The sequence below is a fragment of the Amycolatopsis sp. NPDC058986 genome, assembly GCF_042741125.1.
Taxonomy (GTDB): domain Bacteria; phylum Actinomycetota; class Actinomycetes; order Mycobacteriales; family Pseudonocardiaceae; genus Amycolatopsis.
Genome location: NZ_JBHYJW010000078.1, coordinates 1 through 23,714 on the forward strand (window position 1 = coordinate 1; position 23,714 = coordinate 23,714).

At 69.3% G+C, this 23,714-nt stretch carries 25 protein-coding genes; 8 read left to right on the forward strand and 17 right to left on the reverse strand.

All coding sequences use genetic code 11. The annotated features are described in order from the left end of the window. Positions 1–2,850, forward strand: a 2,850-nt coding sequence (dnaE, locus tag ACFW0G_RS40385; protein WP_378330821.1) for a DNA polymerase III subunit alpha, incomplete at its 5' end; no start/stop codon positions are given. Here dnaE and lepB read toward each other — a convergent pair. From lepB to ACFW0G_RS40420, 7 genes are all read right to left on the reverse strand, one after another. Next, entirely contained in the window at positions 2,840–3,634 is a 795-nt protein-coding gene (lepB, locus tag ACFW0G_RS40390) for a signal peptidase I (protein WP_378330822.1), read from the reverse strand. The two genes, dnaE and lepB, sit on opposite strands and share 11 nt — an antisense overlap. 29 nt (positions 3,635–3,663) lie before the next feature. Then, the gene (locus tag ACFW0G_RS40395) at positions 3,664–3,945 is read right to left on the reverse strand and encodes a YnfA family protein (protein ID WP_378330823.1); all 282 of its coding nucleotides are present in this window, start codon (positions 3,943–3,945) and stop codon (positions 3,664–3,666) included. Between the two features lie 91 nt (positions 3,946–4,036). Then, on the reverse strand, positions 4,037–5,539 hold the full coding sequence (locus tag ACFW0G_RS40400) for a serine/threonine protein kinase (protein WP_378330824.1): 1,503 nt from the start codon (positions 5,537–5,539) through the stop codon (positions 4,037–4,039). Then, positions 5,536–7,674 carry a transglutaminaseTgpA domain-containing protein gene (locus ACFW0G_RS40405; protein WP_378330825.1) on the reverse strand — a complete coding sequence of 713 codons (2,139 nt, stop codon included), beginning with the start codon at positions 7,672–7,674 and terminating at the stop codon, positions 5,536–5,538. The genes ACFW0G_RS40400 and ACFW0G_RS40405 overlap by 4 nt, the downstream gene beginning before the upstream one ends. Before the next feature lie 40 nt (positions 7,675–7,714). After that, positions 7,715–8,857 (reverse strand): DUF58 domain-containing protein, encoded by a 1,143-nt coding sequence (locus ACFW0G_RS40410; protein WP_378330826.1) that lies wholly within the window; start codon positions 8,855–8,857, stop codon positions 7,715–7,717. After that, entirely contained in the window at positions 8,857–9,825 is a 969-nt protein-coding gene (locus ACFW0G_RS40415; RefSeq protein WP_378330827.1) for an AAA family ATPase, read from the reverse strand. Before ACFW0G_RS40415 ends, ACFW0G_RS40410 begins: the two co-directional genes overlap by 1 nt. After that, a complete protein-coding gene (locus ACFW0G_RS40420; RefSeq protein WP_378330854.1) occupies positions 9,822–11,981 on the reverse strand; it encodes a fibronectin type III domain-containing protein in 2,160 nt (719 codons plus the stop codon). The genes ACFW0G_RS40415 and ACFW0G_RS40420 overlap by 4 nt, the downstream gene beginning before the upstream one ends. A gap of 121 nt (positions 11,982–12,102) precedes the next feature. On the opposite strand from ACFW0G_RS40420, the gene ACFW0G_RS40425 reads away from it, so the two are divergent. Further along, positions 12,103–13,035 (forward strand): DUF5829 family protein, encoded by a 933-nt coding sequence (locus ACFW0G_RS40425; RefSeq protein WP_378330828.1) that lies wholly within the window; start codon positions 12,103–12,105, stop codon positions 13,033–13,035. A gap of 269 nt (positions 13,036–13,304) precedes the next feature. Then, a complete protein-coding gene (locus ACFW0G_RS40430) occupies positions 13,305–14,540 on the forward strand; it encodes a cytochrome P450 (RefSeq protein ID WP_378330829.1) in 1,236 nt (411 codons plus the stop codon). A gap of 3 nt (positions 14,541–14,543) precedes the next feature. On the opposite strand, the gene ACFW0G_RS40435 is transcribed toward ACFW0G_RS40430, so the two are convergent. The 3 genes from ACFW0G_RS40435 to ACFW0G_RS40445 form a co-directional block, all read right to left on the reverse strand. Next, positions 14,544–15,683: an FAD-dependent oxidoreductase gene (locus tag ACFW0G_RS40435; RefSeq protein WP_378330830.1), complete on the reverse strand. Its 1,140-nt coding sequence runs from the start codon at positions 15,681–15,683 to the stop codon at positions 14,544–14,546. Positions 15,684–15,784: 101 nt separating this feature from the next. Next, complete coding sequence (locus tag ACFW0G_RS40440) at positions 15,785–16,477, reverse strand: class I SAM-dependent methyltransferase (RefSeq protein ID WP_378330855.1); 693 nt, start codon at positions 16,475–16,477, stop codon at positions 15,785–15,787. A gap of 26 nt (positions 16,478–16,503) precedes the next feature. Beyond that, a complete protein-coding gene (locus ACFW0G_RS40445; RefSeq protein ID WP_378330831.1) occupies positions 16,504–16,848 on the reverse strand; it encodes an MmcQ/YjbR family DNA-binding protein in 345 nt (114 codons plus the stop codon). An 83-nt stretch (positions 16,849–16,931) separates the two neighbouring features. On the opposite strand from ACFW0G_RS40445, the gene ACFW0G_RS40450 reads away from it, so the two are divergent. After that, positions 16,932–17,669 carry a class I SAM-dependent DNA methyltransferase gene (locus tag ACFW0G_RS40450; RefSeq protein WP_378330832.1) on the forward strand — a complete coding sequence of 246 codons (738 nt, stop codon included), beginning with the start codon at positions 16,932–16,934 and terminating at the stop codon, positions 17,667–17,669. Here the strand turns inward: ACFW0G_RS40450 and arsM are convergent. From arsM to ACFW0G_RS40475, 5 genes are read right to left on the reverse strand one after another with little or no spacing between them, the layout of a single operon-like run. Then, complete coding sequence (gene arsM, locus ACFW0G_RS40455; RefSeq protein ID WP_378330833.1) at positions 17,666–18,415, reverse strand: arsenite methyltransferase; 750 nt, start codon at positions 18,413–18,415, stop codon at positions 17,666–17,668. The genes ACFW0G_RS40450 and arsM overlap by 4 nt on opposite strands. Beyond that, positions 18,412–18,744, reverse strand: a complete 333-nt coding sequence (locus ACFW0G_RS40460; protein ID WP_378330834.1) for an ArsR/SmtB family transcription factor — start codon at positions 18,742–18,744, stop codon at positions 18,412–18,414. The genes arsM and ACFW0G_RS40460 overlap by 4 nt, the downstream gene beginning before the upstream one ends. A 58-nt stretch (positions 18,745–18,802) precedes the next feature. Next, positions 18,803–19,204 (reverse strand): arsenate reductase ArsC, encoded by a 402-nt coding sequence (locus ACFW0G_RS40465; protein WP_378330835.1) that lies wholly within the window; start codon positions 19,202–19,204, stop codon positions 18,803–18,805. After that, complete coding sequence (arsB, locus tag ACFW0G_RS40470) at positions 19,201–20,283, reverse strand: ACR3 family arsenite efflux transporter (RefSeq protein WP_378330836.1); 1,083 nt, start codon at positions 20,281–20,283, stop codon at positions 19,201–19,203. The genes ACFW0G_RS40465 and arsB overlap by 4 nt, the downstream gene beginning before the upstream one ends. Continuing rightward, positions 20,280–20,648, reverse strand: a complete 369-nt coding sequence (locus ACFW0G_RS40475; RefSeq protein ID WP_378330837.1) for a metalloregulator ArsR/SmtB family transcription factor — start codon at positions 20,646–20,648, stop codon at positions 20,280–20,282. The genes arsB and ACFW0G_RS40475 overlap by 4 nt, the downstream gene beginning before the upstream one ends. Positions 20,649–20,730: 82 nt before the next feature. Here ACFW0G_RS40475 and ACFW0G_RS40480 point away from each other — a divergent pair, with 82 nt between their 5' ends. After that, the gene (locus ACFW0G_RS40480) at positions 20,731–21,171 is read left to right on the forward strand and encodes an ArsI/CadI family heavy metal resistance metalloenzyme (RefSeq protein ID WP_378330838.1); all 441 of its coding nucleotides are present in this window, start codon (positions 20,731–20,733) and stop codon (positions 21,169–21,171) included. A gap of 194 nt (positions 21,172–21,365) precedes the next feature. Here the strand turns inward: ACFW0G_RS40480 and ACFW0G_RS40485 are convergent, their stop codons facing one another. Further along, positions 21,366–21,569 (reverse strand): DUF397 domain-containing protein, encoded by a 204-nt coding sequence (locus ACFW0G_RS40485; RefSeq protein WP_378330839.1) that lies wholly within the window; start codon positions 21,567–21,569, stop codon positions 21,366–21,368. Positions 21,570–21,574: 5 nt separating this feature from the next. Then, positions 21,575–22,483: a helix-turn-helix domain-containing protein gene (locus tag ACFW0G_RS40490; RefSeq protein ID WP_378330840.1), complete on the reverse strand. Its 909-nt coding sequence runs from the start codon at positions 22,481–22,483 to the stop codon at positions 21,575–21,577. Between the two features lie 182 nt (positions 22,484–22,665). Here ACFW0G_RS40490 and ACFW0G_RS40495 point away from each other — a divergent pair, with 182 nt between their 5' ends. Genes ACFW0G_RS40495 through ACFW0G_RS40505 form a run of 3 tightly spaced genes read left to right on the forward strand, consistent with a single transcriptional unit; the run spans position 22,666 to position 23,639 of the window. Continuing rightward, a complete protein-coding gene (locus tag ACFW0G_RS40495; protein ID WP_378330841.1) occupies positions 22,666–22,935 on the forward strand; it encodes a hypothetical protein in 270 nt (89 codons plus the stop codon). Between the two features lies 1 nt (position 22,936). Then, entirely contained in the window at positions 22,937–23,176 is a 240-nt protein-coding gene (locus tag ACFW0G_RS40500; protein ID WP_378330842.1) for a hypothetical protein, read from the forward strand. A gap of 19 nt (positions 23,177–23,195) precedes the next feature. Next, on the forward strand, positions 23,196–23,639 hold the full coding sequence (locus ACFW0G_RS40505) for an Imm1 family immunity protein (RefSeq protein ID WP_378330843.1): 444 nt from the start codon (positions 23,196–23,198) through the stop codon (positions 23,637–23,639). Positions 23,640–23,714 lie beyond the last annotated feature (75 nt).

The following is a 23,714-nucleotide window of genomic DNA, read 5'->3' on the forward strand; positions in this document are numbered from 1 at the left end:
GACACCCACTCCGCGCTGCTGTGCGTGCAGGCGGGCAAGACCCTCAACGACCCGACCCGGTTCAAGTTCGACGGGGACGGTTACTACCTCAAGTCCGCGGCGGAGATGCGGGAGTACTGGGACAAGGAGGTCCCCGGCGCCGCCGACTCCACCCTGCTGATCGCCGAGAGCGTCGAATCCTACGAAGACGTCTACACCCACAAAGACCGCATGCCGGTGTTCACCGTCCCGGATGGACACACCGCCGAGAGCTGGCTCCGCGCGCAGGTCACGGACGGCCTGAACTGGCGGCTCCCGGACGGAATCCCGGACGCCTACCTCGAACGAGCCGGGTACGAAATCGACGTCATCGTCCAGAAAGGATTTCCCGCGTACTTCCTCATCACCGCGGACCTGATGAACTACGCGCGCGGCGTGAACATCCGGGTGGGGCCGGGCCGCGGTTCGGCCGCCGGTTCGCTGGTGGCCTACGCGCTGGGCATCACGAACCTCGACCCGATCGAACTGGGCCTGCTGTTCGAACGGTTCCTCAACCCCGAGCGCGTGTCCATGCCGGACATCGACATGGACTTCGACGACCGGCGACGCGGCGAGATGGTGCGCTACGCCACCGAAAAGTACGGTGCCGACCGGGTCGCCCAGGTCATCACCTTCGGCAAGATCAAGACCAAGGCGGCGATCAAGGACGCGGCCCGTGTCCACTTCGGACAACCCGGCTACGCCATCGCCGACCGGATCTCGAAAGCGCTTCCCCCGCCCGTCGCGGCGAAGGACATCCCGCTTTCGGGCATCGTCGACGCCAAGCACGAGCGCTACGGCGAAGCCGCCGAGGTCCGCGCGCTGGTCGAGACCGACGAAGAGTGCAAGACGATCTTCGAGACCGCTCGCGGCCTCGAAGGCCTGATCCGCAACGCAGGCGTGCACGCCTGCGCCGTGATCATGTCGGCCGACCCGCTCGTCGACGCGATTCCCTTGTGGCGCCGGGACGACGGCGCGATCATCACCGGCTGGGACTACCCGTCGTGCGAGGCCATCGGCCTGCTGAAGATGGACTTCCTCGGCCTGCGGAACCTCACCGTCATCGGCGACGCCATCGACAACATCAAGGCCAACCGCGGCGCCGACATCGATCTCGACACCCTCGGCGTCGGGGACGAAGCGACGTATCGGCTACTGGAACGCGGGGAAAGCCTCGGCGTGTTCCAACTCGACGGCGGCGCGATGCGTGACCTCCTGCGCCGGATGCGGCCGACGGGCTTCGACGACATCATCGCGGTCAACGCGCTCTACCGGCCCGGCCCGATGGCGATGAACACGCACAACAACTACGCCGACCGCAAGAACGGGCGCCAGGCCATCGTCCCGATCCACCCGGAACTCGCGGAGCCGCTGGCCGACATCCTCGCCGAAACCCACGGCTTGGTCGTGTATCAGGAGCAGATCATGAAGATCGCCCAGCGTGTCGCGGGCTTCTCGATGGGGCGGGCCGACGTGCTGCGCAAGGCCATGGGTAAGAAGAAGAAAGACGTCCTCGAAAAGGAGTTCGAGGGTTTTCAGGCGGGCATGCGCGCCAATGGTTTCTCCGACGAGGCGGTACAAGCCTTGTGGGACACCATTCTGCCGTTCGCCGGGTACGCGTTCAACAAGTCGCACGCCGCCGGATACGCGCTCGTCGGCTACTGGACGGCGTATCTGAAGGCGAATTTCACCGCGGAGTACATGGCGGCGTTGCTCACCTCGGTCGGTGACAACAAGGACAAGTCGGCGGTTTATCTGTCGGAGTGCCGCCGGCTGGGGATCAAGGTGCTGCCGCCGGATGTCAACGAGTCGGCCCTGCGGTTCGCGGCCGTCGGGGACGACATCCGGTTCGGGCTGGGTGCCGTCCGCAACGTGGGTGCGAACGTGGTCGAGTCGATCATCAAGACCCGCGAGGAGAAGGGGAAGTACTCCTCCTTCACCGACTTCCTGGACAAATCGGAGCTGGTCGCCTGCAACAAGCGGGTCATCGAGTCGCTGATCAAGGCCGGTGGGTTCGACTCGATGGGCCACCCTCGCCTGTCGATGATCCAGGTCCACGAAGACGCCGTCGAAGCCGTCGTCCCCCTCAAACGCCAGGAAGCTATGGGCCAGTTCGACCTCTTCGGCGGCGACGACACGCAGGCGGACTCGGCCGCGTCCCCGCTCGCGCACCTGCGGCTCACCGACGAGGAATACCCACGCAAACAACTCCTCGGCTACGAACGGGAAATGCTCGGCCTCTACGTCTCCGCGCATCCCCTGGACGGCGCCGAACGCATCCTCCGGAAGCACGCGAGGAAACCGATCGCGGCGCTCCTCGCCGATCCACCCAAGGAAGGCGAAGTCGTGCTCGCGGGCCTCATCACGTCGCTGGAGCGGCGGGTCAACAAGAAGGGCGAGCCCTGGGCCATCTGCACGGTCGAGGACATGGACGCCGCGTTGGAAGTGCTGTTCTTTCCCAAGGCGTACGCGATCTTCGCGGCGGATCTCGTCGAGGACAACGCCGTAGTCGTCAAGGGCAGGGTCAACTGGCGGGAGGACAAGATGTCGGTGTTCGGCGGCGGGCTCGTCCCGCTCGATCTGTCCGATGTGGACCGCGGCGACGCGGACCCGCCGCTGGTCCTGCTGGCCGCGGCCGAGAAGCTCGATCTCGCCGTGGTGAGCGAACTGAAGCAAACTCTGCTCGCCCACCGCGGCGACACGCCGGTACTGCTCGAACTCGTCAGCGAGCGGCGGCGCGGCCGCTACGCCCTCGACGACTATCCCGTGACGGTCAGCTCTCCGTTGCTGGGCGAGCTGAAAGGCATCCCCGGCGTGTCGGTCAAGGCATGACCGGCGCGCGACGACGTTTCCGCGCGGCACGCGTGATGGTCACCAGAAGGCCGACGAAGCCGGCCAGGAACAGCACCGCGCCGCCGAGGAACAGCCAGCGGCCGTTCGCGTAGCCGCTGTCGGACAGCGGGGTGCCCGGGAGTCCGGCGTCGGTGAACGCCGTCGTCGGGGTGAGCGTCCGCGCGGTCACCGGGTTCCCGACCGCCACGACCACGCCGTACACCTCGGACACCGGGACAGCTCCCGCACCGGCCACCGTGCTCGCCATCCGCGAGTCGAGGGAGTTGTTCCGGTAGTCGCCCGCTACGAACACCGTCCCCGGCGGCACCTGCGCGGTGAAGGCCATCTGGTCCTTCCCCTCCGCGGGCGGCAGGTAGAGGTACTCCTCGGTGACCGGCTTGCCGTTGACCTTGATGCGGTTCTGCTGATCACAGCAGGTCACCGTGTCGCCGCCGAGGCCGATGACCCGTTCGATCACCCGGCCAGGAGGTCCCCCGCCGGGGTAGGAACCGAAGTCGAAGACGACGATGTCCCCTCGGTGCAGTTCGACGCCGCCGGCCGAGCGGTAGGCGACCGTGCCCTGGGGAAGGGTCTGGCTCATGCCGGAGTACTTGATGGCGACGCGGCGGTAGCCGAAGAGCACGGTTCCCCCGCCGTAGACCGCGAGCCCGGCGCCGAGGACCACGACAACGATCATCAGCGCCAGCACCGGCGAGAGCCTGCGACGCGCGGTGGCGGCGGAAGCGGGCGAAGACGGTGGCGGCGGGAAAACCGGTTCGGTCACGTCCCTCTATCGGGGCACGAGCCCACGCGTTACCCCGTCCGCGGCGCGTACATGATCACCGCGACACCGGCGAGGCACAGCAGCGCGCCGATGACGTCGTAGCGGTCGGGCCGGTAGCCGTCCGCGACCATGCCCCAGACGAGAGATCCGGCGACGAACACTCCGCCGTACGCCGCGAGGATCCGGCCGAAGTGCGCGTCGGGCTGCAGCGTCGCGACGAACCCGTACAGTCCTAACGCGACAATGCCGCCGCCGCGACGAACAACAGGATCGACCGGACAAGCACAACGCCACGGTACTGTGCCGATCATTACTAATCCAACCACAGCCACGGCCGAATAACTTCGCAGCAACGGTTACGTGCCGCGCAGGGGTCGGCCTACTTTTGGCCGGATTAGTAACTCAGCGGCACACCGCGCCACGCACCGCCACTGCGTTGCTGGTGTAGACCGCGCCGCCCTCGGTGGCCTGGATCTGGAAGCAGTACCTGCGCTTCGGATCCACCGGCACCGTGATGCTCCTGTTCCGCTGTGCCAGCACGACGTGGTTGTGCTCCCCTTCCGGCGCGACCACCACGCCGTAGTCCATCAGCCGCGAGGTCCGCCAGCTGAGCACGACGTCGGCGCCCCGGTCGAGCGGCGGGTCCAGCACCACGACCTCGTCCGCGGCGGACGCCGGGGGCGAGGCGGGCGCCGAGGACGGCGTCGGTGAGGGCGACGTCGGCGACGACCCGGGAACGCCGCCCAGCGACAACCACACCGCGAGCGCGCCGACGGCCACGCACGCGACGCCCACCCCGGCGAACGACAGGATTCGGCGCGCGCCGGACGGCGTGGCCTCCGGCGGCGCCGGGGTCACCCCGGACACGACCGAACCCGGCGGGAGCGAATCCGCCGGCACCGGGCGCGCCTCGGGAACGGACATCGGCGGCGGGAACGTCTCCGCGTCCGCCACCGGCGGCATCGTGTCCACAAAGGACCTACGCGGCGCCGGTTTCGCCTGCCACGAAGCGTCTTCGGTACTCGGCCACTCCGCGGGCGGGAACACGACCGGGGAGAGCGACGTGCCGGGCAGCAGGTCGGCCAGCTGCTCGGCCACCCACGCGGCACCCGGCGGGCGGCGCTCGGGCTCGGGCAGCAGCAGCTGGGCGACCACCTCGGACAGCTGGTCCGGGACACCGGGCCGGTCGATCCTGGGCACCCGTGTCCGCAGCAGCCGCAGCATGCGGTCGCCGAGCCGCTCCCCCAGTCTGCTCGGCAGTGGCGGCTCCCCGGTGAGCGCGGTGTGCAGCAGCGCGCCGAGGCCGTAGAGGTCGCTGCGCTCGTCGAAGGTGTCCGTGCGCAGCGTCTCCGGGGCGAGACCGTCGAGCAGGCGCTCGACGTCCCGGGGGAACGCCCGCCGCAGCGCCACCCCGAAGTCGGCGAGCACGGGCTGCCCCGACATCCGGATCAGCACGTTCGACGGTTTCACCCCGCCGTGCACCACCCCGACCGCGTGCGCCGCAGCGAGGGCCGCGGCGATGGCGTGGCCGAAGACCAGCACGTCGCCGGGTGCCAGCGCGCCGGTCCGCGCGACCACGTCCGCCAGCGACTCCTGGCACAGCTCCATCCGCAGCGCGTGCCTGCCGTCGGCGACCTGGTCGAGGTCCTGCACCGGCAGGATCGCGTAGGTCCCGACGAGGTCGGCGAGCTTCGTCTGCTCGTCCTCGAGGGTGGTCAGCGTGCGCCGGTCGATCCGGTCCGGGAACACCTTGAACGCCACCGGCACCCCGTCGGAGTGTCCGGAGTAGACGGTCGCGACCGGGCCGATGCCGATCGGGGCCGACCAGGCACCCGGCGACGTCGTGCCACCGGACCGGCGCCGCCGGAAGGACGACCGGAAACCCGAGCGTTGCTCGATCATCATGCCACCGCCACAACCTCTCGTGGTGGGAACAGGCAGCGCGGGTCGAACGCCGCCCGTACCCGCTGGCGCCGCGACCGTTCGGCCAGGCTGCGGCGGATCGCGTCGACGGCGCCCCACGCCTGGTTCAGCGTGCCGCCGTCCGCCCCGTTACCCGACCAGAGCGCGATGTCCACTTGGGACGCCAGCCACACCAGCCCGTCCACCACGGTCCGGTCGAGGGTGGCCGACGCCGCGACGGACAGCTCACGGACGGTGGTGCCCGCCGGGCAGGAAACCCCGTGTGCGCGCACCAGATCCCGTGCCTCCCACCAGGCCGCGATCACGCCGTCGGCCCCGGTGCGGCGGCGCCTGCGATATCCGCGCCAGGTCTTGACCACCGGCAACCCCGCGACGCCGAGCACCAGCAACGCGAGGAGACCGAGCAACACCGGCACGATCAGTTGCGCCAAGGGCAGGTTCATCGCACCCGTGTCCCCGGTGTCCTGATCGGACGGTGGCAGCTGCGGGTCCTTCAGGTCCCGTGTCGGCGGCAGTTCCGCGCGGGCCTGCGCGGTGGCCGCCGCCAGCCCGGTCGGGGAAGCGCCGGGCGCGCCGCCGGGACCCGCCGCCGTGCCGCTCGGGTCGAGCGGCACCCAGCCGACGCCGGCGACAGCGACCTCCGGCCAGGCGAGGACGTCACCGTCGCGCACCACCACCGGGGCGCCGGGCGGCGCGGCCGGGGCGCGGAAACCGACCGCGATCCGCGCGGGGATGCCGACGATCCTGGCCAGCGCCACATAGGCCGCCGCGAACTGTTCGCTCGTCCCGCGTTGGGTCCGCAGCAGGAAGTTCCCGAGCTGCGGCCACCCGCTGCCGGTGGGCAGGCCGGGCCCGGTGGCGACGTGGTAGTGGGTGCTCAGGTAGCGCTCCAGCACGAACGCGGCCTGGAAGGACGGCCGCAGCCCGCCGACCGCCGTCCTGGCCAGCTCGCCGATGCCCGGCGGGACGGCGCCGAGCCCGCGGGCGGGCACCGTCGAGTCGATCGGGGCGTCGGCCAGCTTCCTGGCGTCGACGTCCGGCTCGCGCCAGCTCAGCCGGTAGCCGACGGGCCCGGCGGGCTCCTGGGACAGCAGCATGCCGGATGCGGGGGCGATCAGCGGGGCCGCCCCGGTGACCTCGGCGGGCGTGGCCTGGCTCGGCAGCCATGGTGTGTCCACAGTGGATGCCTGAATCTGTGCACTGTGGACGGTGGTCGGCGCGGTGACGCCCGGCGCGGGGTCCAGCCGGGTGCCCATCCGGCGGTAGTCGTCGTCGGGGAACCAGTTCGCGCCGTCGAACTCGTCGAGTACGGCGAGCCGCCAGCGGTCGACGCGATCGGGGCTCGTATAGCTGAAGACGGGGTTCTCCGGCTGCTTCAGCCGGGCCGCGACCTCGTCGAGCGGATTGGTGACCCGCGTCGGTGGCAGCGGCACCTCCCGGCCGGTCCGTGCCGACAGCGAGGGCCGGTTTCCCTGGTCGAGCACCGTGACGACGACCGCACCGGCAGTGCCGAGCAGCACGGGCGCGACCAGCGCCAGCGCGGTCACCCGCCGGGCGCTGACGGAATACGGGCGCCGCAGGACGAACAGCGTGGCCGACAGCGCGGCGTAAGCCAGCCCTGCGACTGTCCCCAGTGGACCGGTCAACGCGACGTACGCCTGGCCCACACCGAGCAGCACCAGCCCCGGCACCAGCGCGGCCGGGGTCCAGCGCAGCAGTTCGACGGCCAGCACCGCGGTGAGCAGCACCGCGAGCGGCACGAACAGCAGCAGTTCCGCGTCCGGCCTCGCGGGCCAGGTCGACTGCAAGGTGAGCTGCCACGAATGGACCGCGCCCCCCGCGAGCGCCCGCCACGTCTCACCGGTCGGCAGGCCCGTTTCCGTCGTGTCCCGCAGTTCGGTCTCGATGACCGCGACCAGCCCGGCGACGAGGGCGAGCAGCGGCCGCCACGGCCTGAGCACGGGCAGCCGCGCGCAGACCTCGGCCACGAGCACGCTCGAAAGCAGTACCGCCGCGATCGGCACCAGCAGCGGGACGAACCCGAACACCGGCGCGAAGAGCAGGCCGGACACGGCCGCGGTGAGCAGTACGCACCAGACGGCCAGACGGGACCTCATGCGATCGCCTCGGTGTCGAATCCCTTGTGCCACAAGCTTTTCATCGCGGCATCACCGCGTTCCACCGGCGGACGGCGTCCACTGCGCCGGTCGCGGCGACGACCTTGGCGCCCGGCACCACCGGCACCGCTCCCCCGCCGAGGACGACCACGACGAGCGGGGAGTACCGCGAGCGAACCCCGGTCAGCGAAGCGAGATCGGCGGGCGGCAGACCGGCGGTGATGACGGCGAGCCCACCGCCCCCGGACCGCGAAAGCGAGCCGGGCACGAGAGCCTGTCCCGGGTCGCGGTGCGGATCGAGCACGGTCAGTTCGTCGAGCAGCAGCCGCACGGCCGACGGCCCGCCCGCGGTCGCGACGTCGAGGCCGCACGAGGTGACCAGACGACAGCGGTGGCCTGCCCCGGCGGCGGCCGCGACGAGCGACGCGGCGACGTCGACGGCCTCCTCGAAGAGCGCGTCGGGAAAGCGGGTGTCGAGCAGGACGGTGAACCTCGGCTGATCCGGATCGATGTACTCACGCACCATCAGCTGCCCGGTACGCGCCGTGGCTTTCCAGTGCAGGTGCCGCACTTCGTCCCCGACCGTGTATTCGCGCACCTCGCGCAGGTCGAAGGAACCGCGCAGCGCGTCGTTGGACGCCACGCCTTCGTGGTGGTGCCGTGGATGACCGCCCGCGAGCGCGCGGACCGGGTGCACGCGCGGGTGCACCCACAGGGTCGTGGTGTCGCCGGTGGTCACGTGAGCGCGGCCGAGCCCGAACGGGTCGACCCTGTCCAGCGTCAGCGGGCCGACCTGATGACGGCCGCGTCGTCCGGTCGGAAGGTCGTAGACCCGCTCGGTTTCCTTGTGGGGCAGCAAAGCGGGCACCGCCACCGCGTGGAACCCGCTCCCGATCCGGTCTCCCGCGGTGAACCCGGCCTGACGCCGGTTCGCGGTGCTGCGCACCCGCAGCTTCGCGAACGCGGCCCCGCCGCGCTCGACCCGTTCGGGATAGACCTCCCTGGTGACCCGCACCCGCGGCCGCCGCGCGGTGAGCGCGACGGCCGCGAGCAGGATTCCGCCGCAGAATCCCGCCAGTGCGAGAAAAAGGGGATAACCAGCCCACTGCCCGGCGGCGAACAGCACGGGCGTGGCCGCGAGGACCACCACGCCCCGCCGGGTGGGCCGCATCGCCGGGGTCATCAAGCCCCCGTGCGGGTCATCCCGGGTGCCGGCACGGCGGCGAGCACCTTGTCGATCACTTCCGCGGGCGAGACCTGGTTCAGCTCGGCCTCGGAGGTGAGGATGACGCGATGCCCGAGCACCGGATGCGCGATCTCCTTGACGTCGTCGGGAGTGACGAACGCGCGGCCACGCGTGGCCGCGACCGCCTGCGCCGCGCGGATCAGCGCGATGCTGCCGCGCGGGCTCGCGCCGTACCGGAGCGCGACGTGTTCCCGGGTCGCCGCGGCCAGTTTCGCCGCGTACTCGCAGATCGCGCGCTCGACGTGCGCGGCCCGCACCTGCGTCACGGCGCCCAGCAGGGTCGGGATGTCCACCACAGGCGAGAGTTCGTCCGGGTCGACCCCGGCGCAGTCGCTCATGATCACCATGACCTCCGCGGCCAGATCGGGATAGCCGACCTCCAGTCGCATGAGGAACCGGTCGAGCTGCGCCTCCGGCAGCCGGTAGGTGCCCTCCATCTCGATCGGGTTCTGCGTCGCCACCACGAGGAACGGGCGCGGCACCTGATGCCGCACGGCGTCGACGGTGACCGTCCGCTCGGCCATCACCTCCAGCAGCGCCGACTGCGTTTTCGGGGTACCACGGTTGATTTCGTCGGCGAGCACGACGTTGGCGAACACCCCGCCGGGGTGGAACTGGAACCGCTCGGCGTGCTGGTGGTAGACCGGGACGCCGGTGATGTCGCCGGGCAGCAGATCGGGGGTGAACTGGATGCGGTTCCAGTTCCCGCCGACACTGCGCGCGAGACAGCGGGCCAGCGTCGTCTTGCCGAGACCGGGGACGTCCTCGACGAGGAGGTGTCCTTCGGCGAGCAGCGCGGCGATCGCGAGGCGCACCAGGTCGGGCTTGCCGCGGACGACGGTCTGCACATTCGCCGCGATCCGCTCGTAGACCTCGTGCGCCGGTATCGCGGGCGCTCGGTTCATCGTTTCTCCCACTTGATTTTGTTGGATGTAGCGAGGGCCCTGCCGTTGGCGTCGAGCACGGTGATCCAGACAGTTTGGCCTGGTACGTCATAGTTGACCTTGTTGTAATTCACCGAACCGTTGGCGTCGGTCGGAGTGGTGTCCTCCTCGTGGACCTTGGGATTGCTGTCAGAACTCAACCTGAGCGTGTATCTGGTATTCGGCGCAAAGCCTTTCAAGGACGCGTTGATCCAGTAGCAGTTCGGCCTCTTGCAGTTGTCGCTAGACCCAGGCGCGCCTTGGCTGATGGTGATGGTCCCCTGCGCCGCGATCTGGATCGTCTTCGACGAGGAAGCGCCGTTCAGCGTTTGCCCGTCGGCGGTTTTCGTGACCGCGTAAACGGTGAAGGTGACCGATCCGCTCAGCCCGCCGTACGTCATGCTGGTCCCGTTGGTGGTCTGCGAGCCCTTCCCTGTCGCGCTGATGACGTAGTGCACGAGCGTGCCGCCGTTCATCGCGGGCGCTCCCCAGCTGACGACCGCTCCAGTTCCCTGGGGCCTCGCGGTGAGGTTGGGCGGCGCGCCCGCGGCGGCCACCGGGGTCACCGTGGCCGACGCACCCGGTCCGGTGCCCGCCTTGTTCACCGCCGTCACCGTCATCGTGTAGCGGGTTCCGTTGGCCAGACCGGAAATGTTCGCGCTGCGCGCGTCGCCGCCGACGGTCTGGGATCCGCCCGCCCAGCTGATCCGGTAGGAGGTGATCGGCGCGCGGTTGTCCGGCGCCGCGCCCCACGACACCGTCGCCGAGCCGCTGCCAGCGGTGGCCGACACCGACGACGGGGCGCCGGGTGGGCTCGCGGGCGCGGTCGGCTGGGTTTTCGGCGGTTCGGCCGCGGGCGGCGCGGGCTTCGGCGGGACCGGGTTCTGGGGCTCTTGCCTGCCAGGGGGTCCCTGCCGGTCTCCCGCTCCCGGCCCCGGCCGCTGCTGGCCCTGCCCACCCGGTGGCGCGACCGGCCCGTCCGTGCCACCACGGCGCTGTTCCACCGGCGGTACCACGCTTCCGTCGGGCGGATTCTGCGGTTTCGGCACGTCGCCCGTGCGGTCGCCGCCGATCGGGACGTCGACGATCTTGCCGTCGTGATCGACGACGAGCACGTGCGCGCCCTCGGCGCCGTCGACGTAGACGCGGCCGTCCTCGCCCCGGCTGACGCGCGGAATCCCGGACTCCGGCGGGATCGGCTGCGAGCCGACCTTCCTGCCGGTGGCGTCGTAGGTCAGCAACGTGCCGGACTTCTTGTCGACCAGCGCGACGACACGACCGGTCGACACCGGGTCGCTGTAGTCGCCCTCCGGCAGTTCGACGATCACCGGCTTCTCGCCCCGATGCGTGGTGTCGACGAAGTACAGGCGGTTGCTCTGCCGGTCCAGGATCGCGACGCGGCCGGACACGTCGTTGGCCGCCGGGTTCGCCTGTCGCGAGGGCGTGACACCCAACGGCAGCGGGGCGCCGAGGCCCGCCGCGCCGACCGGCCGGAGTTCGGCCGCGGTGGTGTCGACGAACCACGGCTGGTCGGCGACGAGCGTCAGCGCGCCGGTGTGGCCGGCCGGGACGGACACCGGGCAGGCCGAAAGCTGGTCGGCGCCGCTGACCAGATCGCAGAGCAGGGCCGAAGTCTTGCGGAACAGCCACAGCGTCCCGTTGCTGGTGGCGACCGGATCGCCCACCGGACCGCCCGCGGACATCGACGCGGGCGGATGGCCGAGCCGCACCACGCGCCCGGCCTCACGATAGACGAGGTACGGACCGCCCGCGGTTTCCACTCCGACCGCGACCTCGCCCGTCGGCGGCACGATCGACGGCTCCACGGCGAGGTTCGACTTGCCGAACTCGGTGATCCGGCCCTGGCCGACGACGTAACCGCTGCTGTCCCCCTGCACCACCTGACTGCCCGGATCGCCGGGCACCGGGGTCTGCGCGTCGACGCTGCTGGTCGCGCCGTCGACGTGGAACACCGCGCGGGCGGCGAGGTTGTAGACCCAGTGCCCGACCGGCAGGAACTGCATCCCGCCCAGCGGCTTGGCGGCCCCGGTGAGCGCGACGGTCACCGTCGCGCCGCAGGTCACGGCGATCAGCACCACCGGCACGCGGCGGCGCCAGGCGCGGCCGCCCGCAGTCATCCCCTTCACCAGGCGGACCCTAGGCCCGGCCGCCGGGAGGGGTCCCGAACGCGTTTCGCGATCCCGGCCGGGAAAGCCGAAAACGGCCTTGGCGCGGGGATTTCCGCCTTAGGATCCGGCCATGACGATTCGCCGGACGTTGCGGAAGACCATGGCCCTCACCGCGGCCCTCGCCATCACCCTCACCGGTGTGGGGACGGCTCAAGCGGAGGAAAACCCGCCGGTCTCCGACAGACAGTTGCTGTTCTTCAACCACGCCTACGGGGTGTTCGACCGGGAGACCGCCGACGCCATCGAACATTCCACCTACCTGCGGGACTTCGCCAGCTTCCAGGTCCGCACCACGACCGGGACGGGCGGGCAGAAATGGACCGGCCGCTACCTGATGGGCCGCGAGACCTACCTCGAGCTGTTCGGCGTCGGCGACATCGACGGCCAGAGCGGCGCCCTCGGTTCCGCCGGGATGGGGACCTCGGTCGAGCGGGCAGGGGACCTCGCGAAGGTGACCGAGCGGCTCAAGGACGAGGGGGTCGCCAACCCGATCAAGTTCCTGCAGACAAGGGACTTCGGCGACGGTGTCCCGGTGCCGTGGTTCGACGCCGTCCTCACCAGCGAGCAGTACGACGCCTTCGACACCTGGGGCATGGAGTACCGGCCGGAGTACTTCGCCGATCCGCGCGGCAAGACCGAACCGGCGCGCTTCCCCGGTGACGTCGGCCGGGAACGCTACCTGAACAACGACTACCGCGACCACCAGATGCGGGACGTGGCGGGCATCCACCTCGCGGTCACCGAACGGGACCTCGCCAACACGGTTCCGCTGTTGAAGGCGGGCGGGTTCGTCGTCCGGACCGTCCCGGGTGGTGTCGTGGCGCTGCGGGGCGGCACGACGATCCGGTTCGACACCGTCCCCCGCCCCCAGGCGGGGCTGCGGCAGATCGACCTGACGCTCAACCGGCCCGTGGCGGACCGGCACGAGGAACGGATCGGCCGGTCCACCCTCGTCGTCGGCCCCGGCCCCCGCGCCGTGTGGACTTTCCCGACGAACGGCTGACGGCGGGCCCGGACGTCAGAACACCGAAACGACCCCGGCGCGCCCGCCCCGGGCCACCGCGCTCACCCCCCCGGGCCGCCGGACCCGCCGCACGGCCGGCCCGCACCAGCGGATCACGGACCGTCTGCCGCCCGAAGTGACACGGCGACGCCAGCCGGTCAGGCTTTCCCGATACTTTCCGTAGTTGTACCCGTTCAGCGAATAGCCCGCGTGGCGAGTCCGCTGGCACGCTGAGGTTTCGTGCCACTCCCGTGAAAAGGAGAGCTCCGGTGCCCCAGCCTCTCGCGCTGAACCCGAACGGCCACGACATCCACGCCGAGAACCAGCGGCTGCGCGAACACGGTCCCCTCGCCAGGGTGGAACTGCCGGGCGGGGTGACGGCGTGGTCGGTGACGAACTACGAACTGCTGCGCGGCCTGCTCAACGATCCTCGCGTGTCCAAGGACGCACGACAGCACTGGCCCGCGCTGGCCGACGTCGGCCAGGACTGGCCGTTGCTCGTGTGGGTCTCGGTACGGAACATGTTCACCGCCTACGGCGCCGACCACAAACGGCTGCGTTCGCTCGTGACACAAGCATTCACCGCGCGCCGGATCGCCACGCTGCGGCCCGCGATCACCGAGATCGTCACCGACCGGCTGGCCGCGATCGCGGCCCTGCCCGCGGGTGAACCCGTCGACCTGCGCGAGAATTTCGCCTACCCGGTGCCCATCGAGGTGATCTGCCGGCTGTTCGGGGTGCCGGACTCGGCACGCACCGGACTGCGCCACGCCGTCGACCTCTTCTTCCGGACCACGGCAAGCCAGGAGGCGGTACTGGCGGCGTACCAGGACATCCACACGATCATCAGCGAACTCGTCGAGGCCAAGCGCGCGACCCCCGGCGAGGATCTCACCACCGCGCTCATCGCCGCGCACAACCAGGACGACGGCGCCCGGCTGGACGAGACCGAACTGATCGACACCCTGATCCTGTTCATCTCGGCCGGTCACGAAACCACCGTGAACCTCCTCGACCAGGCCATCACCGCCCTGCTCACCCATCCCGGCCAGCTCGCCCTGCTCCGCACCGGGCAGATCGGCTGGCCGGACGCGATCGAAGAAACGTTGCGCTGGCAGGCGCCTGTCGCACACCTGCCGCTGCGGTACGCCGTCGAGGACATCGACGTCGCAGGCGTCGTCATCCGGCAGGGCGAGGCGATTCTGGCGGGCTACGCCGCCGCCGGCCGGGATCCGGCGCTGCACGGGCAGAACGCCGACGAGTTCGACGTCGGCCGGGCGGACAAAACGCACGTCGCGTTCGGCTACGGCGTGCACTACTGCATCGGCGCGCCCCTCGCCCGGCTGGAGGCGGCGATCGCCCTGCCGGCACTGTTCGAGCGGTTCCCGGACATGACCTTCGCGGTCGCTCCGGGCGAACTGCGGCACCTGGACTCGTTCATCTCCAACGGACATCGAGCATTGCCCGTTCTGCTGAACGGCCACCACCCGCCCACCGCACCGTGAGCGTCAGCTCGCGTTCGCCGTGAGCGCGGTGATCATGAGCTGGGCGATGTCCTCACCCTTCGCGCCGGAGAGCATCTCCTCGAACTCGGCGCCCTGAGTGGCGATTTCGGTGCTGCGAGGGAACAGGCCCCGCTCGTACTCGGTGAGCGCGGCCTCGACGTCGCCGGGGTGTGCGGCGAGGGCCTGCCCGAGTTCGGCGCCGTCGAGCATGGCCAGGTTGGCGCCTTCGCCGTTCGGGGCGGTGAGGTGGGCGGCGTCGCCGACCAGGGTCACGCCAGGCACCCGCTCCCATCGGTGCTCGATCGGCAGCGTGTAGTGCGGGCGCAGGATCGGCGCGGTGTCACCGTCGGTGATCAGCGCGGTGAGTTCCGGGGCCCAGCCCTCGAACTCCCGCGCGACCCGTGCGGCGGACGCGGCGGGATCGGTGAAATCGATGGCGGCGAACCACTCCTGCGGCCTGACGAGCGTCACGTAGGTGTGCACGGTTTCGCCCTTTTCCCGGTGCGCCTGGATTCCCTTGCCCGGCGCGGGCGAGCCCATCGACCCGCCACCGACCGCTTTCGCGGTGGCCGGGTGCCGGGTGTCCACTTCGTACAGATAGGTCTCGACGAACGATGTGCCGGTGTATTCGGGTGTCGCGCCGGACAGCAGCGGCCGGACCTTCGACCACGCGCCGTCCGCGCCGACCAGCAGACTCGTGACAATGGTTGTGCCATCAGCGAAACTCACCTCGTGACGGCCCCCATCGAGGGCGCGGACGCCGTCGACCTTGTGTCCCCAATGGACAGTCCCCGCGGGAAGTGAGTCGAGCAGCAGCTGCCGCAGTTCGCCGCGCTGCACCTCGGGACGTCCACCCGTGCCGTCGTCGGCCTTGTCGAACAGGACGGTCCCGTCCCGATCGAGGATCCGCAGTTGCTGACGGCCCTCCAGGATCAGGGCACGGAACTCGTCCGTCAGCCCCGCGGCCTCGACGGCGATTTGGCCGTTGTAGTCGTGGATGTCGAGCATCCCGCCCTGCGCCCGCGCGGTCGGTGAGGGCTCCGCCTCGTGGACCGTCGCCGGGATTCCGTTGACGCGCAGGACGCGGGCGAGCGTGAGACCGCCGAGTCCGGCGCCGACGATCGTGACAGGCTCCTGTGCCATGCCGCTTTCCTCTCCGTGCTGTTTCACTGCGACACGGAAAGACTGACGCGGGTCGCTGGCATGAGACGCACACAGCGCTGGCACTGGCCTGATACCTGGTATCAGGGAAGCGGACGAGCTTTCAGCCACAGGAACAACGGGAACCTGGCCCAGTGTTCGAGGTGCTGCCGCCCATCCCGGATGTCCGCGGCGGGCTCTTTGACCGAAGTGATCGCGAGACCGGCGGACTCCAGCGCACCGGCATAGGCTTCGAGCGGCTGCGCCCAGCCGGCGAACTTCATGGTCAGCCCGCGGTCCTCGACCTTCGTCTCGAAGCGGCGCCGATCGAAGTACGTCACCTGATCCTTGACGAGTTCGAGGTCCGCCAACGGATGCACGACGGAGACGAACAGCGTGCCGTCCTCGCGTAGCACCCGTTTCATTTCCTTGACCGCGGCGGGAACGTCCGCCACGTCCATCAGCATGTTGTAGGACACGACCAGCGCGAAACGCCCGTCCTCGAACGGCAGCTCACCGGCGGACGCGACGACGTAGTCCTGAGCGGACCGCGCCTCTTCCGCGGCGCTGAGCAGTTCGGCGACCGGATCGACCGCCGTCACCGTGTAACCGCGGGAAGTCAGCACGCGGGAAACCCGCCCCTCACCGCAGCCGACGTCGAGCGCGTCACCGCTGCCCGTGCCGAGGTACTCCGTCAGCGCGTCGCGATAGGCCCAGAAGGCGTCGTGGTCCGGCTCCCGCGCCCATGCCACCCATTCCGCGGCGACGCGAGACCAATGTTCCTTCTCCGCCAACATTTTCTCCACGAAGGTCTCCTCGGTCGCTACCAGGGAAGCGGCGTCTCGGCGACCAGGTCCTCCGGGGCGGACAGCCGCCAGGCCTCGTAGACCAGCTCGGACAGTTCGTCGATCTCGATCCCGGCGAGGTGGACGACCACCCAGCCGAACCCGCCCGCGGTGAACTGCTCCTCGAAGACGTCCGGCCGCTCGGACACCAACGCCCGTTGTTCGGAAATCGTCTGTTTCAGGCCGACGGTCTCCGTCCGCGGCCAGTAGTACCCGAACCGCTTGCCGCGCACGCTGAACGACGTGTAGTCGCGGCCCTTCCCCCGCTCCACATCGGCCAGCGCGTCCACCAGCCGCTGGAACTCGCCACTTCGCACGCTCACCGGAACCCCCAAATCGACGCGTCCCAGCGTAGCGCCGTCAAAATCGGTGGACGGCGCGGGCGGGCGCGGCGAGGGTGGACGACATGAAGCAGGAGGAGATCTGGGACGCCGGCACCGCGCGACGCTACGACACCCCGGGCACCGGGATGTTCGCGCCCGAGGTACTGGGGCCGACCGTGGACCGCCTCGCCGCACTCGCGGGTGACGGCCCCGCGCTCGAATTCGCCATCGGCACCGGCCGGGTCGCCGTCCCGCTCGCCGCGCGCGGAGTGTCCGTCACCGGTATCGAACTGTCCCGGGCGATGCTCGACCAGCTCCGCACCAAGGCGGACGAGAAGACGATCCCGGTGATCGTCGGGGACATGGCCACAGCCACCGCCGCGGGCAAGTACACGCTCGTCTACCTGGTCTACAACACGATCTCCAACCTGCTCACCCAGGCCGAGCAGGTCGCCTGTTTCCGCAACGCCGCGCGCCATCTCGTGCCGGGCGGCCGGTTCGTGATCGAACTCGGCGTCCCCGACCTGCGGAAGCTCCCGCCGGGCCAGGACGCCGTGGTCTTCCACTCCGAACCCGGCTACCTCGGCGTGGACACCTACGACGTGCTGCACCAGCATCTCGTCTCGCACCACGTCGAATTCGGCGAGGGCGGGCAAGCCCGGCTGGGCCGCAGCCCGCACCGCTACATCTGGCCCGCCGAACTCGATCTCATGGGGCAGCTGGCCGGTTTCGAGCTGGAGAGCAGGCACGCGGACTGGTCCGGGGTGGAATTCACCGGCGACTCCCCATCCCACGTCTCCGTCTACCGCGTGCCCGCCTAAGCCGGTTGTCCTGCCGTGGTGGCGCGGATGATCGCGGAGTGCAGCTTGTCGCCGACGGCGTGGGTGACCCGGATGTCGATCCCGACCAACCCGGCGGCGCGTAGCAGGGTGCGATAGCCGGTGGCGGTGAGGGCTCCGGCGAGGCATTCGACGGCGTCGGCGCGACGGGCGCGTTCGGTGTCGGTGAGGGTGTCGTCGGCGATGATGTCGGTGATGCCGAGCCGTCCGCCGGGGCGTAGGACGCGGGCGATTTCGGCGAAGACGGCGGGCTTGTCGGCCGACAACGCGATGACGCAGTTGGAGATCACCACGTCGACGGAGTGGTCCGGGAGCGGGATGTTCTCGATGGCACCCTTGCGAAACTCGACGTTGGCGATACCCGCTTCGGCGGCGTGGCGACGAGCGAGGGTGAGCATCTCGTCGGTCATGTCGAGCCCGATGGCCCGCCCAGTCGGCCCGACGCGGCGCGCCGAGAGCAGAACGTCGAGCCCGCCACCGGACCCGAGGTCGAGCACGGTGTCGCCGGGGCGGAGGTCGGCGACGGCGAGCGGGTTGCCACACCCGAGACTGGCCGCCACCGCGTTCTCCGGCACCGCGTCGGCGTCCTCGGCGTAGTGGACCGCGCCGAGCTGGTCGGCGTCGTGCGGGTCGGTGATGAGGCCGGTGCCCTCGCCCGCGAGCGCGTGCCGCGCGGCGGTGGCGTAGCGGTCGCGGACGGCGTCTTGGTGCTCCTGATGTCCGGTCATGACGCGGCCTCGCAGGCCACATCGGTGAAGGCGACGGCCTGGCGGCCCATGACGACGTCCGCCGCGGTGGGGAAACAGGACAAGCAGCGCTGGTTGACCCGATACAACCGCGCGGTACCGCGGGCTTCGGCGAGCACGAACCGCGCCTCGGTGAGGATCTTCAGATGCGCCGACACCGTGGACTGCCCGACGGCGACCTGCTCGACCACCTCCCCGACCGTCATCGGAGCCTTGGTGGCGGCCAGGAGATTGAGGATCTGCACCCTCGTCGGGTCCGCGAGTGCGCGGAACCACCCGGCGTAGGTCTCGGCGGTGGCACGGTCCAGCATGCTCTCTCCTTTCATCGTCTATCGACGATAGACGATGAAAGGAGAGAGCGGAAGAAGGTCAGGCGGGAACGAGTTCGGCAAGCAGGGCCCGGACACGGCGGTCGATTTCGTCCCGGATGGGGCGGACGGCGTCGATGGTCTTTCCGGCGGGGTCGTCGAGTTGCCAGTCGAGGTAGCGCTTGCCGGGGAAGACGGGGCAGGCGTCGCCGCAGCCCATGGTGATCACGACGTCGGCGGCCTCGACCGCCTCGGTGGTCAGGGGTTTGGGGAATTCCCGGGTCAGGTCGACACCGAGTTCGTCCATCACCGCCACGACGGCGGGGTTGATGGTGTCGGCGGGCGCGGATCCGGCGGAGCGGACCACAACCTTGCCGCCCCCGTGATGGTGCAGCAGGGCGGCGGCCATCTGGGAGCGTCCGGCGTTGTGGACGCAGACGAACAGCACTTCCGGGGTTTTCACGCGGGAACCTCCGTGGCAGGAGTGAAGCGCCGTCGCAGGGCAAGGGAGACGTAGACGAGTGTGACGAGGACGGGGACCTCGATGAGCGGGCCGACGACCCCGGCCAGCGCTTGGCCGCTGGCGGCACCGAAGGTGGCGATCGCGACGGCGATGGCGAGCTCGAAGTTGTTGCCCGCAGCGGTGAACGCCAGCGTCGTCGTCCGCTCGTACGACAACCCGATCGCCTTGCCCAGTGCGTACGATCCGGCCCACATCAGTCCGAAGTAGACCAACAGCGGCAGCGCGATCCGCGCGACGTCCAGTGGCCGTCCGGTGATCTGATCCCCTTGCAGGGCAAAGAGAATCACGATGGTGAACAGCAGTCCGTAGAGCGCGACCGGCCCGACCTTCGGCAGGAACCGGGTCTCGTACCAGGCACGGCCCTTGCCGCGTTCGCCGAGACGGCGGGACAGGTAGCCCGCGGCCAGCGGGATACCGAGGAAGATCAGCACACTCTTGGCGATCTGCCACCCGGACACGGCGAGGCCGGTTTGTTCGAGACCGAGCCAGCCGGGCAGCACCGCGAGGTAGAACCAGCCGAGTACGCCGAACATGATCACCTGGAACACCGAGTTCAGCGCCACCAGCACGGCGGCGGCCTCGCGGTCGCCGCAGGCCAGGTCGTTCCAGATGATCACCATCGCGATGCAGCGCGCGAGCCCGACGATGATCAGCCCGGTCCGGTACTCGGGCAGATCGGGCAGCAGCAGCCACGCGAGCGCGAACATCAGTGCCGGGCCGATCAGCCAGTTCAGCAGCAGCGACGGCCACAGCAGGCGCCGGTCGGCGGTCACTGTACCGAGCCGGTCGTAGCGGACCTTCGCCAGCACCGGGTACATCATCACCAGCAACCCGAGCGCGATCGGCAGCGAGATCCCGTCCACCGACACCGCGTTCAGCACCCCGCCGAGGCCGGGGATCCACCGTCCGGCCAGCAATCCGGCCACCATCGCCACGGCGATCCACACCGGTAGAAGCCGGTCCACTGTGGACAGCTTGCCCGCCACTGCCGACGCCTGGCTGTTCTCGGTGGTGGTCACGCCGACACCACCTCGGCCGCGTCCCCTGGCACCAGCACGGCCGAAAGGCGGGCCAGGACCTCCGGGTGCACGCGGTAGTAAACCCAGGTGCCGCGCCGCTCGCCGTCGATCAGCCCGGACTCGCGCAGCACCTTCAGATGATGGGAGATCGTCGGGCCGGTCAGCTCGAACGCGTCGGTCAGGTCGCACACGCAGGCTTCCCCGCCCGCGTGCGAAGCGATCAGCGACAGCAACCGCAGGCGGACCGGGTCGGCCATCGCCTTGAACAGCCTCGCCAGCTCCACCGACTGCTCCTCGGACAGCGGATCACGCGCCAGCGGGGAGCAGCAGGCGTCCATCGCGGCGATCGGCAGTTGCTTCGACATGCCTCTATCTTGACAGACATCTACATAGACAGCAATCTAAGTCGCATCCTGTTTCGACAATCATCTATCCAAGGAGGATGGGATGTCCCGGGTACAGCTCGCCCTGCGCGTCGGCGACTTGGAAGGCTCGATCGCCTTCTACACCAAGCTTTTCGGCACCGAGCCCGCGAAACGGCGCCCCGGCTACGCCAACTTCGCCATCACCGAGCCCGCACTCAAGCTCGTGTTACTGGAAGGCGAGCCCGGCCAGGCCACCGTCATGGACCACCTCGGCGTCGAAGTCGAATCCATCGACGAGGTCAACGCCGCCAGCCGGCGCCTCACCGGCGAAGGACTCGACACCCTCACCGAAGACGACACCACCTGCTGCTACGCCGTGCAGGACAAGGTCTGGGTCCACGGCCCCGGCCAGGAACCCTGGGAGGTCTACACCGTCAAAGCCGACTCGGCCAGCTTCGGTACCGACAGCACCGCGGCCGCCACCCCGGCCACCTGCTGTCAGCCCGCAGGCTGCGGCGCCTGAACGAGCGCGTTCGCTTCCGAGAGTCGCGGGAGATGAACACGCTGTAACCAAGGTGGACTGGCGGCGGGGGTGATCCCGTACGCTTCCCCGAGGCCGCCACCGGGTCCGGCGGCCCACACGAAGAAGCGGCCTCTCGCAAGGTCCTGAGCCAAGGCGAGAGGCCGCTTCTGCGTGTTCGAATCCTTTTAGGACTGTCAGAAATCTTCCGTCTTCACGACAGTCAGCAATCCGTTCCAGCCGGAGGCATCGACCGCGAGCACAGGGCTCCGGTCCCCCAGCTTCGAGTCACGAACAGCCATCCCGTCGCCAGGAAGGCCTGCCACCTCGACACACTCACCGTGGCCGTTGCTGTAGCTGCTCTTTCGCCAATGCAGCCCGGCGAAATCTGGGGCGAACATAGTCGCTACTCCTCGCTCTCACGCGCCCGCCTGGCTCGGATCTCCTTGATCCGCTCGACGGTCGCTTCCGGGTCCAGCGCGTCTGTCACCAAGCGCTTGAAGTTCACGATATACGCCTCGGCCTCGGATTCCGCCTCGATATAGAGACCCTCACTCAGGTTGTCCAGGTAGACGGCGGCCACATCGCCGTGGCCGAACTCGATCAAGTGGTACGCCGAGCCGAAACCCGGAAATTCGCCCGTCTCCCTGCCGATGAGCTTCTTGGGGATGAGCTGAAGCTTGACCGTGGGCAGCGCCGCCATGGCGACCAGGTGGTCGAGCTGCCGCAGCATAGTGTCCAAGCCGCCGACATACTGCTCCAGCGCGGACTCGTGCATCAATGCGTGCAGCTCCAACGGATTGCCCTTGTCCGTGAGCCTCGCCTGCCGCCGCTGGCGAACCTTGCTGCGCTCGTCGACCAATGCCTCATTCGGCTCCGACATCCACGAACGAACCAGCGCAGTGGAGTAGTCGGCGGTCTGCAACAAACCCGGCACCAAGGTCATCTGCATGTTACTGACCTTGGATGCCTCGGCTTCCGTCTCGACGAAGTCAGTCATGTCTCCACCGAGTGCATCGCCGCTATACGACGTCCACCAGGCCGACCCTTCATCGCCTTTGCGGGCGTACGCGACGACGCGGTCTCGTTCGGCCTCGTCCACGCGCAGCAGAGTGGCGATCGCGATGATCTCGGCCACCGGCGCGGGTTTCTTCGCCGTGAGGAACAGGTTCAGCTTGGCGGGCGACCAGCCCAGCAGCTTCGCGAGCGCGGCCTGGTTCGTCTTCGGGGTGGCGTTGGCCAGCCAGCCTCGCAGGTAGCGCGCGACGCGGCGCTGTCGCACGTTGAGCTTCGACTCGCCGGACCTGTCGTCCACCTTGACCTCCCTGTTCGAGCCGAGCGACCGCCTCATCCGTCCGGGTGAAGTCGCGCGGCTCGCTAAATATTTAGCGCCATCCTATGTAAATATTCACGCACAGGATACCTCAATACGCCCGGCGAGCCTAACGGTCCGTGCCCGCCACACTTCGGAGAGGTACGTCCAGAAGGGAGGCCCCCGTGGTCGCGTTGCCATCCGGCGCCCTGCCAGCGGGCACGACGTCGATCCCGTGCGACAACGCGATGGGCAAGCCGGGCTCGATCAAGATCTTCACCGAGCACACCCAAGTGCTCCTGATCGCTCCGCCCGGCGAAACAGCACAGCTCACGGCCCAGACGGCGCGCACCGTCGCGCACGCGCTCATGCGCCACGCCGGTCACGCGGACGGCGTCACCTGGCGGACGAGTCGCGGGAATCGCTCAGCACACCAGAACGCAAAGGAGAGTTGACATGTGGCTTACTCGGGGAATCGCGGTCACTTCGTGGGTCAACCTGGATTCGTCCTGCGAAATCACGCCGAAAGTGTTCGGGGACGAACTTCAGGTCGAATTCGGTTCGCGGGCCGCCTCGCTGGGCCTGCACATCACGGAAGACATGGTGGACAAGCTCCTGACCGTCTTCACCGACGCCAAGACCCGCTTCCGCGAACTGGACGAGGAAACCGACAACGAACCGCAGAACGTGGGGTGACGGCAGCACCGATGTTCTCGTGAGCGAAACCGTGGTCACGTTAGAAGTCTGGTACAACCAGGAGCCGGACAACGACTACAGCGAGGGCGAGCCAGCGATCCTCGTCACCACTCCCGAAGAGCTGGACGCACTTATCGCGCGGGTACAAACCGACACCAAAGACGTTGCTGTGCCGTCAATGGTGGAGTGCTCTGTCGCCGGGGACCCGAAACAAGGTGTGTTCGACATGGGTGTCGGCGTGGAGAAGAGCTTTGTCATCTTCATGGCGCCGGACGCAGTACGAACACAAGGTGGCAGCACGCCTGGCGAGTACGTCGCCTATGACTACATGGCGCACGTACGGGAAATCCCGGCCGACTGTGAAGTGCCGATGGACGAGGTACGGAGGGTGGCGGGGGAATTCCTGAGCACCGGAAAGGTGCCAGCAGGCCTGACGCCCACCGCGCCAGCGCCGGAAAACTGACCGGCGGGCCGCCGAACCGCGCGAGATGCCCGAATGCCGTTAAGGCCACCTTACGGGCGTCTGACGCCCGTAAGG